14 protein-coding genes are annotated in these 14,435 nt (G+C 66.0%); 8 read left to right on the top strand and 6 right to left on the bottom strand.

The genetic code is table 11. The features are described 5' to 3' along the window. Positions 1-112: 112 nt before the first annotated feature. The 3 genes from JVX91_RS11505 to JVX91_RS11495 all read left to right on the top strand — a co-directional run bounded on the left by JVX91_RS11505 (position 113) and on the right by JVX91_RS11495 (position 4,086). Positions 113-1,783: a sensor domain-containing diguanylate cyclase gene (locus tag JVX91_RS11505; protein WP_205339337.1), complete on the top strand. Its 1,671-nt coding sequence runs from the start codon at positions 113-115 to the stop codon at positions 1,781-1,783. Between the two features lie 386 nt (positions 1,784-2,169). After that, positions 2,170-2,973, top strand: coding sequence for a type 1 glutamine amidotransferase (locus JVX91_RS11500; protein WP_205339336.1), 804 nt, complete (start codon positions 2,170-2,172; stop codon positions 2,971-2,973). Between the two features lie 339 nt (positions 2,974-3,312). Further along, positions 3,313-4,086, top strand: coding sequence for an SDR family NAD(P)-dependent oxidoreductase (locus JVX91_RS11495; protein WP_205339335.1), 774 nt, complete (start codon positions 3,313-3,315; stop codon positions 4,084-4,086). Here JVX91_RS11495 and JVX91_RS11490 read toward each other — a convergent pair whose 3' ends face one another. The 6 genes from JVX91_RS11490 to JVX91_RS11465 all read right to left on the bottom strand — a co-directional run bounded on the left by JVX91_RS11490 (position 4,087) and on the right by JVX91_RS11465 (position 7,963). Beyond that, entirely contained in the window at positions 4,087-5,340 is a 1,254-nt protein-coding gene (locus JVX91_RS11490; RefSeq protein WP_205339334.1) for an RNA polymerase sigma factor, read from the bottom strand. A gap of 236 nt (positions 5,341-5,576) precedes the next feature. Beyond that, positions 5,577-6,017, bottom strand: a complete 441-nt coding sequence (locus tag JVX91_RS11485; protein WP_205339333.1) for a nuclear transport factor 2 family protein — start codon at positions 6,015-6,017, stop codon at positions 5,577-5,579. Positions 6,018-6,047: 30 nt separating this feature from the next. After that, complete coding sequence (locus JVX91_RS11480; protein WP_205339332.1) at positions 6,048-6,830, bottom strand: DUF899 domain-containing protein; 783 nt, start codon at positions 6,828-6,830, stop codon at positions 6,048-6,050. Beyond that, the gene (locus tag JVX91_RS11475; RefSeq protein WP_205339331.1) at positions 6,827-6,991 is read right to left on the bottom strand and encodes a hypothetical protein; all 165 of its coding nucleotides are present in this window, start codon (positions 6,989-6,991) and stop codon (positions 6,827-6,829) included. Before JVX91_RS11475 ends, JVX91_RS11480 begins: the two co-directional genes overlap by 4 nt. A gap of 32 nt (positions 6,992-7,023) precedes the next feature. Then, positions 7,024-7,554 carry an SRPBCC family protein gene (locus JVX91_RS11470; protein WP_205339330.1) on the bottom strand — a complete coding sequence of 177 codons (531 nt, stop codon included), beginning with the start codon at positions 7,552-7,554 and terminating at the stop codon, positions 7,024-7,026. 40 nt (positions 7,555-7,594) lie between these two features. After that, positions 7,595-7,963, bottom strand: a complete 369-nt coding sequence (locus tag JVX91_RS11465; protein WP_205339329.1) for a YciI family protein — start codon at positions 7,961-7,963, stop codon at positions 7,595-7,597. 265 nt (positions 7,964-8,228) lie between these two features. Here JVX91_RS11465 and JVX91_RS11460 point away from each other — a divergent pair, with 265 nt between their 5' ends. The 5 genes from JVX91_RS11460 (at position 8,229) to JVX91_RS11440 (ending at position 14,261) form a co-directional block, all read left to right on the top strand. Next, entirely contained in the window at positions 8,229-8,774 is a 546-nt protein-coding gene (locus JVX91_RS11460) for a fimbrial protein (RefSeq protein ID WP_205339328.1), read from the top strand. Between the two features lie 110 nt (positions 8,775-8,884). After that, positions 8,885-9,628: a molecular chaperone gene (locus JVX91_RS11455; protein ID WP_205339327.1), complete on the top strand. Its 744-nt coding sequence runs from the start codon at positions 8,885-8,887 to the stop codon at positions 9,626-9,628. After that, entirely contained in the window at positions 9,612-12,203 is a 2,592-nt protein-coding gene (locus tag JVX91_RS11450) for a fimbria/pilus outer membrane usher protein (RefSeq protein WP_205339326.1), read from the top strand. Before JVX91_RS11455 ends, JVX91_RS11450 begins: the two co-directional genes overlap by 17 nt. Then, entirely contained in the window at positions 12,200-13,552 is a 1,353-nt protein-coding gene (locus tag JVX91_RS11445; protein ID WP_205339325.1) for a fimbrial protein, read from the top strand. Before JVX91_RS11450 ends, JVX91_RS11445 begins: the two co-directional genes overlap by 4 nt. After that, on the top strand, positions 13,542-14,261 hold the full coding sequence (locus JVX91_RS11440; RefSeq protein ID WP_205339324.1) for a molecular chaperone: 720 nt from the start codon (positions 13,542-13,544) through the stop codon (positions 14,259-14,261). Before JVX91_RS11445 ends, JVX91_RS11440 begins: the two co-directional genes overlap by 11 nt. Positions 14,262-14,435: the final 174 nt, after the last annotated feature.

Here is a 14,435-nt window from a genome sequence, read left to right as displayed (position 1 = left end):
TGGCCGCCCGCCCGCCCGTGATCTCATAGAGCCATCTGCGTCCGCCTGTCGCAGGGCGATGCGCGGATGCATGCGTGCATTGCCCATCCTCCGTTGAAGAAGCTGCTATCGGATGCGAACTTCCAGTGAATCCGGGGTAAAGGAGAACGGGCGTTACGACGGCCTGCTGCGCCTCGCCCAGCTCTCGTGCGGCGGTTGCGCCGCCTTGCTCATCGACATGCGCGGCCAGGTGCTCGGCCAGAACGGCATCAACGACGCCGGCGCACTGTCCATCGCGACCTTGCTGTCCCTCAACGCGGCGTCCGGCCCATTGCGGCATCGTGGCCAGACCCTGTACCTGCTCACCAGCGAGACCTTGCGCGACGAGCAGGGCTTTCCCCACGCCCGCCTTCTGCTGCTGGACCATGAGGATCGCCTGCCCGACCAGACGCAGCGGGCGCTGCTGGAGGATGTGCTGCAACTGGGCGAGGCATTGCTCGATCACCTCCGCGCGCCGCACCGGGAAAGCGACCGGCGCCTCGCTATGGCCGTCGCCGGCAGCGGCACGGGCATCTGGGATCGTCATGTGGCCAGCGGCGAGATTCACTATTCCACGGCATGGAAATCCCTGCTGGGTTACGACGACGACGAAATCGGCAACCGCATCGAGGACGCCTACACCCGCATCCATCCCGATGACCTGAGCTACGTGCAGAACACCATCCTCGAGCACTTCGAAGGGCGCAGCGACGCCTACGAAGTGGAGCATCGGTTGCAGCACAAGGATGGCCATTACCTCTGGGTCTGCAGCCGCGGCAAGGTGGTCGAGCGCGACGCCGCCGGAAACGCCCTGCGCATGCTCGGCACCACCACCGACATCACCGCCCTGCGCGGCATGGCCGAACAGTTGCGGGAAAGCGTGCAGTTGCTCACCGACCTGACCAACGAAATTCCCGGCATGGTTTTCCAGTTCCGCCGCCTTCCCGATGGCACCGGCGTTTTTCCCTACGTCAGCGCGGGGGTCAGGGATATCTACGGCAAGACGCCGGAACAGGTGCAGAACGATACGTCGATCCTGCGCGAACTGGTCCACCCGGAGGACATGCCCGCCTACCTCGCCTCGCTGGAAGCTTCAGCGGCGAGCCTGCGGCCCTGGCGCCACGAGTACCGCGTGCAGCTTCCCGAGCAGGGCATGGTCTGGCGGCAGGGCAATGCCCAGCCCAAGCGCCTGGAGGACGGCAGCCTGATCTGGCACGGATTCATCACCGACATCACCGAGCGCAAACGCATCGAAGCCGAGCTGCAGCTGATGGCGACCACCGACTACCTCACCCAACTGCCCAACCGCGGACACTTCATGCACCTGATCGAGGCCGAGCTGGGCCGCGTGCAACGGAGCGTGGAACGCAGCGCGGCGATCCTGATGTGCGACATCGACCACTTCAAGGCGATCAACGATCGCTGGGGGCATACCGTCGGCGATGAGGCGTTGCGCCATTTCGCCAGCATCCTCGGCCGGGCGATCCGCCGCATCGATTTCGCTGGGCGCATCGGCGGGGAGGAGTTCGCCGTCGTCCTCGGCGATGCGGACCTCGCCAGCGCCGAAATCTTCGCGCAGCGCCTGCAATTGCAACTGGCGGATCAACCGCTGCTGCAGAACGGCCAGCGCATCGCACTGACCATCAGCATCGGCGTAGCCATTCTGGAAGCTGGCGACGCAACCGCCGAGGCCGCCCTCACCCGCAGCGACAGCGCCCTCTACCGGGCCAAGGAAAACGGCCGGAACCGCATCGAGTGCCACTGACGGCAAAGCCGCGAGGCAGACCGTGCCGCGAGGTGCGCGTGTAGTCGATCCTGCACAGCCGCCATGAAAAAGCGTGCAGAATTTTTCACCATTATGATTGCGCGTTTTAAATAATGGACTTTTAAGCTCATCCGGAAATTTACAAAAACGCTTTAAAAACAATCAGTTAAAAATATTGTTCGACAGGATTTCGGCCATTATTTTTGACACCCCCAACCGATTTCGTTTGACATATTTAACGGCTCTGGCAGGCTGGTAGGCAGGTTTCGACCGGGAATTCTCGCCTTCTGTGCGCTCTCGGCAGTGCTCGGAACCTCAGGTAGCGCGCTTTTTCAGCTGCGCGCCTGCACAAAAACGATGGGCTGCAGCTCGTCCAAAGGTGACATATGTCCAACAGCAACATTGGCAACAAGAAACAGACTCTCCGTAAACCCGTCGTCCTGATGTCCATGGGCAGCCAAGAGCGCAAAGGCCACGACTATCAGGTAATGACCCACAAATACATCGTGCCCCTGGTCGAACAGTCCGATTGCGTGCCGGTTCTGGTGCCGACCTGCTGCGGCATCGAAGACCTCGATCAGTACCTCGACATGGCCGACGGCGTGTACCTGACCGGCGCCGGCAGCAACATCGATCCGACCCTGTACGGCCAGGAGAACGAAACTCCCGGCAAGGGCCAGGACAAGGACCGCGACAACTTCGACATCCCGCTGATCAAGGCCGCCATCGCGCGTGGCCTGCCGATCTTCGGCATCTGCCGCGGCATGCAGGAAATCAACGTGGCCCTGGGCGGCGATATCTACCAGAAGGTCTACGCCGAGCCCGGCTTCAACGACCATCGCGAGAATCCCGAAGACCCGGTCGACGTGCAGTACAGCCAGGTCCACGGCGTTCGCCCGCAACCGGGTAGCTGGCTGCAGCAGCTGCTGGGGGACGAGATCCGCGTCAACTCGCTGCACGGCCAGGGCCTGAAGAACCTCGGCAAGGGCATCGAAGCCATCGCCCTCGCCGAAGACGGCCTGGTCGAGGCGATCCACGCGCCGACTCTTTCCTCCTTCCTCTTCGCGGTGCAATGGCACCCGGAATGGCAGGCGGCGAAGAACCCCGACTCGGTGAAGATCTTCCAGGCCTTTGGCGATGCATGCCGCCAACAGGTGAAGAAGAAATCGGCGCGCGCCCTCGCCGCCTGATTGCCTCATCCGTCATGAAAAAGCCCGGCCTTGTGCCGGGCTTTTTCGTTTCTGCTGTTTGTCAGAGCAACTGTCTTTTACTGGGAAAATCCGTGCCTGTGTTTCCCCCTCACCCCAGCCCTCTCCCTCAGGGAGAGGGGCAGATCGTGCCGGCTGACGCCGAATCTTGATCCTGCACCGAACGCGCCCCTCTCCCGCTTGCGGGAGAGGGGCATTTGATCTTGTAGGAGCGAGCGCCTCGTTATTCGCGATGCGAATGGCGCACCCTGCACGCCCTTGAGGGCACCTCGGGCTACCCTTGGCGGTCAGCGATTCCGCTTGATCGAACAAGGTGCCCCCATGAACAACGACCTCTTCTCCCTCGCCGGCAAGACCGTGCTGGTCACCGGAGCCTCCAGCGGCATCGGCGCCCACCTGGCGCGCGTGGCTGCACGTCACGGCGCCCGCGTGGTGCTGGCGGCGCGACGCACTGAACGACTGGCGCAAGTGGCCGAAGCGATCCGCGCTGACGGCGGCGAAGCCCACGCCGTGGCACTAGACGTGACCGACCGCGCCAGCGTGGAAGCCGCCTTCGACAGCGCAGAAGCGCAATTTGGCGTGATCGAGGTAGTGCTCAACAATGCCGGCATCGGCAACGGCCAGCGCGCGCTGGACGTCAGCGAAGACGACTGGCGCGCCATGCTCTCCACCAACCTCGACGGCGTCTGGCGCGTCGCCCAGTGCGCGGCACAGCGCCTGGCCAAGGCCGGGCGCGGCGGCAGTATCGTCAATATCGCCTCGATCCTCGGCCTGCGTGTGGGCGGCGGCTACAGCCACTACTGTGCGGCCAAGGCTGGCGTGGTGCAGCTGAGCAAATCCCTGGCGCTGGAACTGGCGCGCTTCAACGTGCGGGTCAACGCCATCGCACCGGGCTACTTCAAGACCGAGATGAACGATGCCTACTTCGACAGCGACAAGGGCCAGGCCTACATCCGCGATACCGTTCCCATGCGCCGCCTCGGCCAGCTGACGGAGCTGGAAGGCCCCTTCCTGCTACTGGCCAGCGAGGCCGGTGCCTTCATGACCGGCGCGGTGCTGGCCGTGGACGGCGGGCACCTGGTGAGCAGCCTGTAACTACTCCTCCAGCTCGCGAAGACGCAGCTCGAGGAAGCGCCGCTCCGGCTCCAGCTTCGCCAGTGCCAGGGCGCGCTCGTAGGCTTCGCGTGCTTGCGCGCGGCGATCCAGGCGGCGCAGGAAGTCAGCGCGGGCGGCGTGGGCGAGGTGATAGTCCTGTAACTCGCCCCGGGCAAGGATCGCATCGACCTGTGTCAAACCCGCTTGCGGCCCGTCGCGCATGGCCAGGGCCACGGTACGGTTGAGCTCGATCACCGGCGAGGGCTGCATGGCCAGCAGGAGGTCGTAGAGACCGACGATTTCCGTCCAGTCGGTGGAGGCCATGTCGGGAGCGGCAGCATGTACGGCGGAGATGGCCGCTTGCAGCGTGTAGGGGCCGACGCGGCGGGTCCGCAGCGCGGCGCTGATCAGTTGCTGGCCCTCCGCAATCAGCGCGCGATCCCAGCGCGCTCGATCCTGGTTCTCCAACAGCACCAGCTCGCCGTCCTCGGCGGTGCGTGCCTCACGTCGGGACTCGTGCAGCAGCATCAGCGCCAGCAGTCCCATTACTTCCGTCTCCGGCAGCAACTCCAGCAGTTGTCGGCCCAGGCGGATGGCTTCGGCGGACAGGTCGGTGCGTGTCAGCGAGTCGCCGGCCGAGGCCGAATAGCCTTCGTTGAACACCAGGTAGATGACCCGCAGCACGCTGGCCAGGCGCTCCGGCAGCTCCGCCGCCTCGGGTACCTGGTAGGGAATCTGTGCATCGCGGATCTTCGCCTTGGCGCGGACGATGCGCTGGGCGATGGTCGAGGGCGTGGCGAGGTAGGCGCGGGCGATTTCCTCGGTCTTCAGGTCGCAGACTTCGCGCAGGGTCAGCGGCACCTGTGCGTCGGCCGGCAGTGCCGGGTGGCAGCAGGTGAAGATCAGCCGCAGGCGGTCGTCCTCGACGCTCTCGTCGGCCTGCTCTTCCACCGACTGGGTGTCGATCTCCAACTGCTCGGCGATCTGCGTCAGGGAGGCATCGAAACGCGAACGCCGGCGCAGGCCATCGATGGCCTTGAAGCGCCCGGCGGAGACCAGCCAGGCGCGCGGGTTGGCCGGCACGCCGTCACGCCGCCACTGGTCCACGGCGGCGACGAAGGCTTCGTGCAGCGCCTCCTCGGCGAGATCGAAATCGCCCAGCAGGCGGATCAGCGTGGCCAACACCCGGCGCGATTCGCGGCGGTAGATGTCATCCACCACGTCACGCAGGGGCTGGGCGGCGTACTCGTGCATGGGGCCGGTGATCCTTGGCGGGGAATGGGTCTGCCTATCCTGCACGGGTTTTCGCCGGGGAGGGAGGTGGCCGGACGGGTGAGAGGTGGGAGAGCGTTGCGGGGTGTTTCTGGGTGACCGGCCGCGCACCGGGGCCGATGGGATTTGCAGGAGCGAGCTTGCTCGCGAACCTCGCCGGGCAACCATGGCGTCAGGCGGTTCGCGAGCAAGCTCGCTCCTACAGGGTCAGGGCCGAGTCAGGGCTTGGCATCGAACAGCAACTGCCCGGTCGCCGGATCGAAGGGAATGGAGAAGTGCTCGTGGGCAATCTTCCACTGCCCCGCCTCGCGCCGCAGGCCGACGGTCACACGCACCCAGGAGGCATTGTGCTGGCCCTTGTCGTCGGTGCCGCCGCAATAGGCAAGGTAATGCCCGAAGGCCGTCTCGCCACCTCCTTCGAAGCTCAACTCGTGCATCTCGAAAGTGCTTTCCTTGCACATCTTCAGGCAGTCGCGCCAATGGCTGGCATAAGCCTCGACGCCCTTGAACTGCAGTTGCTTCACCGCATCGAAGGCGAGGATATCGTGGGCATAGTGGCGGGTGATGCCCTCCACGTCGGCCGCGCGCACGGCCTTCAACCAGCTTTCCAGCAGCGCGTGCAGCTCGACGTGAGCGGGGTTCTTTTCAGCGGCAGTCATGGGGTGTCCTCCCGGTTCTCGGTGTGCGCATCAGGACCCGCAGCAACTGTGCGGCTGCGGAGCTTCGTCGTAGTCGTCGTGGAAGCGCGTCCAGTTCATGCCCTTGCCCTGGTAATCGGGCATGCCACCCCAGCCTTCGCCGCGCCCCAGCGGGGTGAGGTCGAGCAGGTGGTAGGTGAACAGCGGCGCTTCCAGCCCCCGGCCGTAGGTCGAGTAACTGTGGAAGACCTGGTCGCCGTCGCGCAGGAACACGCTCATGCCCGGTTGCTCGCCGCGCACGTGGTAGTCCTGGCCGAGGCGCTCCAGCTCGGCCTTGTCACGGTAGTTGTATTCCACCGGGGCGACTGTCTCGTCGACGCTGACATGGAAGTCATAGTTGAAATCGCTGCCGAACGACGAGTACCAGGGGAACTGCCAGCCCATGCGCGCGCGGAACGGCGCGATTTCCGCCAGCGGCGCGCGGGACACCATGGCGAAGGTGGTGCCACGGGCATGCAGGTGTTCCAGTCGGCCGATATTGTCGATCAGGAACGAGCATCCGTCGCAGCCCAGCGCGGTGTCGCGGTGGAACATGAAGTGGTAGACGATCAGCTGCGGCCGGCCCTCGAACAGGTCGAGCAGGCGCAGCGGGCCGTGCGGGCCTTCGAAGCGGTAGTCCTTGTCGATGTGTACCACCGGCAACTCGCGGCGCTGGGCGTTGAGCGCGTCGCGGGCGTGGGTGGCGGCCTTCTCCTGTTCCAGCAGGCGAATCCGCGCCTGGCGCCAGGCGGCCTGTGAAACCACTCGTGGAAAATCCTGATTGGCCAGTTTCATGTTGCACGCTCCTGGGGACGCTCCTGTGAAAGCCCCCGTTGATCGTTGGACCGGGCGCGGCGCTTGCCGCGCAGGCGGGTGACGGCGAATGCGCTGACGCCGCCGGCGGAAAGAACGCTGGTTACCGCCAGCGTCAGGGTCGATACGCACAGAGGGCACATGGCTCACCTCCACGGGTGGGCTGCGGGATGGATCAGCCTTGCTCGGCAAGCGCCTTGAGGTTGGCCAGGCCAGCCTCGAAGTCCTTGCCGACCATGCGGTCCACATCGATGAACAGGTGCATGATCTTCGCCACGAAGGGCACCGGGCCGAACATCGCCCAGGTCACCTCGGTGCCGCCGTCGCGCGGCACCAGACTGAATTCGGCGGTGTTGCTGGCTTTGAACGGCTTGAGGAAGTCCAGCGCGATGGTCACGCGGCTGCCCGGATCGTTCTCGACGATCTCCATGCGCCCCGCGCCGGCCTTGCCGTTGCCGGACCAGGCATACACCGCGCCACGGCCCTTCTCCGCGCCGGAATAGGTGCGCTGCATGTCCGGGTCGAGCTTCTCGTAGGGCGACCATTGGCGCCACAGGTGGAAGTCCTCGATATAGCCCTGCACCCGTTCCGGCGGCGCCTGGATGCGCATGGTGCGCTCCACCCGGAAGGTTCCGGGACGATTCGCCGCCAGCACCAGAACCACCACCACGGCCAGTACCACCACCAACGCAATCCACTTGAGCATCACATCCTCCTGATGTCGCTATCACTGATGAAACCAGGCTTCAGCGCCCGGCGAAGTAACGGTCCCAGTCGCGCACCGGGCGGACTTCCACAGCGCCCAGGCGGCCACTGGGAATTCGCTGCGCAATCTGCAGCGCCTCGTTGAGGTCACGCGCGTCGATCAGCACGAAGCCGCCCAGGTACTCGCGGGTCTCGGCGAACGGGCCGTCGGTGATCGCCAGCCCCGCCGGCTCATGACGCAGCGTAGTGGCGGTTTCCACCGTTTCCAGCGCCTCGGAGGCCAACACCCGGCCAGCCCGGCGCTGGTACTCGTCGTTGGCGAAGCACTCGTCCATCAGGCGCCGGTATTCCGGCTCGGACAGGCTCGACAGGCGCTGGTCATCCACATAGATCAGACAGAGGTACTTCATGGTCGCCTCCCCGCACAGTGCGCTTGCAGTTACCTCATAGTCGAAGCGCGCGAGCAGGATTCGACAGCCGTGCAGAATTTTTTCGCGCGATGCCGGACGGTGCACGTCGGATACACCAGCGCAAGGCTCTGCCACGGCGGCTGCGCCGTCTGTCAGGCGCCTTGTCAGGCGTGCTCCAGCGCTTTCAGATTCGTCTCAGAGAGTTCAGAACGCTACGAAGGGAAGATGGCCATGGGAAAAAACCCTGACCATGGAGCTCAAGAGAATGAAACTTCACGCAACCGCCCTGGCTGTCGCAGCCGCTTTTGCTGTGCCGGGCCTTGCCTTCGCCGCCAACACCATCAACTTCAGCGGTGAAGTCACCGACCAGACCTGTTCGGCCGTGGTCGATGGCAACACCGATCCAACCGTAATCCTCGACAGTGTCCCGGTCAGCGCCCTGAACGGTACCGTCGGCCAGACCACCGGTGAAACCAGCTTCACCCTGCAACTGACCGGTTGCGCCGCTCCCAGCGGGGCCGACGAGCACTTCACCACGCTGTTCCAGGCGACCAACGCCACCGCCTCGGGCAACCTCACCAACACTGCCTCCAGCGGTGCCACTGGCGTGGCCCTGCAACTGCTCGACGGTCCGGCCGGCGCCCCGGTGAACCTGGCGGGCGGCGCGGCCGTGGCCGCCGGCGACATCGTCCTCGCCGATGGTGAAACCAGCGCCAGCTACGACTACGCGGTGCAGTACATCTCCGAAGCCACCACCGTGACCCCCGGGCCGGTACTCGGCTCGGTGACCTACACCCTGCGTTACGAGTGATACCCCGCGGCACCGCCCCCCGGTGCCGCACTCCCCACATTACGCCGCCCCGCTCAGGGACAACCGCCCAGCGACCAGTCCCGAGCAGCCCGGCCACAAAGGTGAACAGGATGAATGCCCTCCCACTTCGCGCGGCGACGCTCGCGCTCGCCCTGTTGGCATCCGTCACCGCCTCCCTGGCCCAGGCCAGCGTGGTGATCACCGGCACTCGCGTGATCTACCCCGGCGATGCACGGGAAAAGACCGTGCAGATGACCAACAAGGACGGATTCCCCAACGTCATCCAGGCCTGGATCGACGTCGACGATCCCGCCTCGACGCCGGACACCGCCAAGGCACCGTTCCTCGTCAACCCGGCGGTATCGCGCATGGCGCCCGGCAGCGGCCAGACCCTGCGGATCATCTACACCGGTTCCGGCCTGCCGCAGGACCGCGAATCGCTGTTCCACCTCAACGTGCTGCAGATTCCACCGCGCAACGCCGCCAAGGCCGACCAGAACCAGATGCTGCTGATGCTGCGCAACCGCCTGAAGCTGTTCTATCGCCCGGCCAGCATCGCCGGCAGCCCGGACCAACTGCCCGAGAAGCTGCGTTTCTCCCTGGTTCAGACTGGCAGCGGCTGGCGTGTGAAAGTGGAGAACCCCACCGGCTTCCACGCCTCCTTCGGCAGCGCGACGCTCAGCGTCGGCGAGCACCAGTGGAAGCTGCAGCCAGGCATGGTCGCACCGATGAGCCAGGCGCAATGGCAGGCGGAAAAGCCTTCGACACTGCCGGCCGGCACACCGCGATTGTCCGCCCTGCTGATCAACGACTACGGCGCAAGAGTGGAACTTCGCCATGATCTGCCGCGTTGATCCCTACCGTGGAGCGCTGCTGCCCTTCACCCTCGGAACCCTCGCCATGGTGGTCGCGGGCCTTGCCCAGGGCGATGCGGACTACCGCTTCGACGACAACCTGCTGATGGGCTCGGGCCTGGCCGGCGGCAGCCTGGAGCGCTTCAACCGCGCCGACCAGGTGGACCCCGGCACCTACCACGTCGATCTCTACCTCAACGGCCAGTACGCCACCCGCGCCGAGGTGGAGTTCCGCCAGCGTGGCGAGCGCGCCGAACCCTGCTTCAGCGAGCGCTTCCTGCGCCAGAGCCTGGGCGCGCGCCCCGACCCGCTGGCCGGCAAGGATGACCAGGGCATCTGCCACTGGCTCAGCGAGCGGCTGCCCGCCTCGACCTGGAATTTCGACACCGCACGCCTGCGCCTCGACCTCGCGGTGCCCCAGGCACTGCTCGACATCAAGCCGCGCGGCTACGTGAGCCCCGACGAGTGGGATGCCGGCAGCACCATGGGCTTCGTCAACTACGACGCCAACCTCTACCGTTCGAGCTTCGAAGGCGCCGGCAGTGGCGGTGATTCGGACTACGGCTACCTCGGCCTGAATGGCGGCGTGAATCTCGGCCTGTGGCGCCTGCGCCACCAGTCCAACTACACCTACTCCAGCTACGCCGGGAACACCCGCAGCGACTGGAACAGCATCCGCACCTACGCCCAGCGCGCCGTGCCCGGCCTGCGCAGCGAACTGACCCTGGGCGACAGCTACACCGAAGGCAACCTGTTCGGCAGCATGGGCTATCGCGGCGTGCGCCTGGCCACCGACGATCGCATGCTGCCCGACTCGCAACGCCAGTACGCGCCCCAGGTGCGCGGCACCGCGAACACCAATGCGCGGGTGGTGATCAGCCAGAACGGCCGGAAGATCCACGAGACCACCGTGGCGCCCGGCCCCTTCGTCATCGACGACCTCTACGGTACCGCCTACGACGGCGACCTGGACGTGCAGGTGATCGAGGCCGACGGCAGCGTCTCGCGCTTCTCCGTGCCCTTCTCCGCCGTGCCCGAGTCCATGCGCCCCGGCCTGTCGCGCTACAGCGCCACGGTCGGCCAGGCGCGCCAGTACGGCGACGGCAATGACCTGTTCGGTGACCTGACCTACCAGCGCGGCCTGACCAACGCCCTCACCGCGAACCTCGGCACGCGCGTCGCCGAGGACTACCTGGCGCTGCTTGGCGGCGGCGTGCTGGCCACGCCCTACGGCGCCTTCGGCATGAACACCACCTTCTCCAGCGCCACCGTGGAGAACAACCAGCGCAAGCAGGGCTGGCGCGTCGGCCTGAACTACAGCCGGACCTTCCAGCCGACCCAGACCACCCTGACGCTGGCCGGCTATCGCTACTCCACCGAAGGCTACCGTGACCTGGGCGATGCGCTCTCGGCACGCGATGCCAGCGACCACGGCGACACCTGGGACTCGAGCAGCTACAAGCAGCGCAACCAGTTCACCCTGCTGGTCAACCAGGGATTGGGCGAGTACGGGAACCTCTACCTGTCCGGCTCCACCAGCGACTACTACGACGGCAAGAGCCGCGACACCCAGTTGCAGGTCGGCTACTCCAATACCTGGCGCCAGCTCAGCTACAACCTCGCCTACTCGCGCCAGCAGACCACCTGGTACCGCGACGTGAATGACGACTACGACCCGTCGCAGCCGCCGCAGTACAACCTGCAGCACGGCAGCAACCGCAACAACACCCTGACCCTGAGCGTTTCCATGCCGCTGGGCTCCACCAGCCGCGCGCCGAACCTCAACGCCATGGCCTCGCGGCGCTCCGGCGACAGCAGCGGCAGCACCTACCAGACCGGCCTCAACGGCACCCTGGGCGCGGACCGCACCCTGAGCTATTCGCTTTCCGCCGGGCGCGACAGCGAAGGCCAGGGCACCGATTTCAACGGCAGCCTGCAGAAGCAGACCTCGGTCGCCACGCTCAACGCCGGTTACGCCGAAAGCTCCAGCTACCGCCAGGTCAACGGCGGCCTGCGCGGCGCGGCGGTGCTACACAGCGGCGGCCTGACCCTGGGTCCCTACGTCGGCGATACCTTCGCCCTGGTGGAAGCCAAGGGCGCCAGCGGCGCGGGTGTACGCGGCGGCCAGGGCGCGCGGGTGAACAGTAGCGGCTACGCCGTGGTGCCGTCGCTCTCGCCCTACCGCTACAACCCCATCAGCCTCGACCCGCAAGGCATCGACGAGAACGCCGAGCTGGTGGAAACCGAACGCAAGGTCGCGCCCTACGCCGGTGCCGCCGTGAAGGTCGAGTTCAAGACCCTCACCGGCCACCCGCTGCTGATCCAGGCGAAGCTGCCCGATGGCCAGCCACTGCCGCTGGGCGCCGACGTGCTCGACGGCAACGGCGTGAACATCGGCATGGTCGGCCAGGGCGGGCAGGTCTATGCCCGCGCCGAAGGCGAGAAAGGCCGGCTGCGCGTGCAATGGGGCGAGCGTGCCGAAGACAGTTGCCAGCTCCCCTACGACCTCAAGGGCGCCGACCCCGACCAGGTGCTGGTGCGCCTGCAAGCGACCTGCCTACCGGAGGCTTCATGAACCCCATCCTGCGCAGCCTGCCGCTGCTCGCCCTGCTGCTTGCGCCGACGGCCTGGGCCACCTGTTACAAAGTCACCGGCGTGGGCACGGCAACCACCACGCTGAACTACCAGATCCGCCCCGGCGAGGGCGTCGCCGGCGCCTGGCCGGGCGATGGCGCCTGCGATACCTGCAATGGCTCCCTTGGCCTGCCCAGCGTGATCAACGTCAGCGATGCCAGTTTCCAGCCCGACGGCACCCTGATTGCCAGCGCCGTATCCCCCATCACCCAGTACGGCAATTCCGCCGGCTACGACGCCGAGCGCGTGTTCTTCCGCTGCGCGCCGGGCGATGCGGTGTACGAGATGTTTTCCTCCAACGCCGATGACCTCTACAGCGGCTGGTACAACGGTGGCGACAGCGTGGGCAACTCCATCGGCCTGCAGTCGGCCTACCGTACGGCGTGGCCCAATGTGCTGCTGCGCCTGACCCACGTCGAAACCGGCCAGTACTTCACCGATGTCTGGCGCGAACGCCAGCTCAGCGGGCTGGACATCGACTCGCGCGGCTACCAACTGGTCAAGGCGAAAAACCTCAGTGCCGTGCGCGCCGAACTGTTCCGCGCACCGCTGGAAAGCACCCGCTACTACTCGGCAACCATCGCCTCCCAGGCGTACCTCTATACCCAGCCCGCCGGCTACATCGCCATCAAGGGGCCAGGCCTGGCCTACCCCAACGTCGGCCAGACGCACTACGGCAACTACAGCGGCTGGCACTACAACTGGCCGGGCGCCATCGGTCTGTATGGTGATGTGACGCTCAAGCGCTATCCGACCTGCGCCGTCACCAACGTCACGCCGCATGTGGTCTTCCCGTCGATCTCCATCGGCGAAATCAACTCGGGAGCCAACCGCGAGATGCCCTTCCAGGTCGATTTCAAGTGCCAGACCGGCGTGATCAACAGCACCGCCGCCAACGGCACGGCGCTGGGCATCAAGGTCTCCGCCGGGGCGTTGGCGGCTTCCTCCGGGCTCGGGCTGGTCAATGCCAACGGCGGGCTGTCCTACCTGGTTTCCGACCGCTATGGCCAACCCGGCATGGCCAAGGGCGTGGGCATCCGCCTGCTGCGCAACGGCAGCGCGATGAACCTGCTGGCCAACGAGGACTCCGCCAACGGCAGCAACGCCGAAGCGCGTGGCTGGTACCCGGTGATCGGCAGCGCCTCGAACAACACCGGTACGGTGAGCGGCATTACCCAGTACAGCGAAACCTTCCGCGCACGGCTGGAAAAGCTCAGCCTGGGCGCCATGCCGACGGTCACCGCCGGCCGCGTCGAGGCGACCGCGCAGGTGGTGATCCGTGTTCAGTAACCGCCTGCGCGGCGCCCTGCTCGGCCTCGCCGTGCTGCTGGGCGCCAATGCCCATGCCGGCGTCACCGCCGAACGCACGCGGGTGATCTTCGAGGAAGGCAAGCGCGAGGCCTCGCTGGCCCTGGTGAACCAGAACAGCTACCCGGTCATCGTGCAGACCTGGATCGACGACGGTGACCTCGACAGCGCACCGCAGACCGCCCAGGCGCCGATCATGCCGCTGCCCCCGGTCTTCCGCCTGAACCCCGGCCAGCAGCGCAGCCTGCGCCTGCTCCATACCGGGGAAAAACTCCCCGCGGACCGCGAGTCGCTGTACTGGCTCAACCTCTACGAGATTCCACCGCAATCCAACGAGCCGCTTGCCGAAGGGCAGTCGCGCCTGACCGTCACCCTGCGCACCCAGATGAAGATCATCTATCGGCCGCGCTCGCTGGTAAAAGACGCGGAGGAGGCGCCACGCCAGCTGGTCTTCCGAAAGATCGGTAATGCGGTGCAGGTCGAGAATCCCACCGCCTACTTCATCACCCTGGCCGGTGCCGAAGTACGCCAGGGCAACACGGGGTCGCCGCTGCCCGCCGAACTGCTGCCGCCGTTCTCGCAGCGCACGTTGTCACCCCCGCAAGGCTTGCCGACGAACGCTGGAGAGGTGCGTTACCTGTGGATCGACGATGGCGGGAATAGCCAGCAGGGCAACACGCCGCTGCGCTGAGCCCCCACTCACCGTAGGAGCGGACTCCGTCCGCGATCGGGTCGGCAGCACGCCGGAAGCCATCGCGGACAAGGTCCGCTCCTACAAAGATCAATAGCCCCTCACCCTAATCCTCTCCCAGGGGGAGAGGGGACCGTCTGGTACAGGATGAAACCATCGCGTCAGCCGGCTCGG

The organism is Pseudomonas sp. PDNC002 (assembly GCF_016919445.1).
GTDB lineage: Bacteria > Pseudomonadota > Gammaproteobacteria > Pseudomonadales > Pseudomonadaceae > Pseudomonas.
The sequence above is the reverse complement of the archived record's forward strand: the minus strand, read 5'-3'. Positions and strand labels throughout refer to the sequence as shown.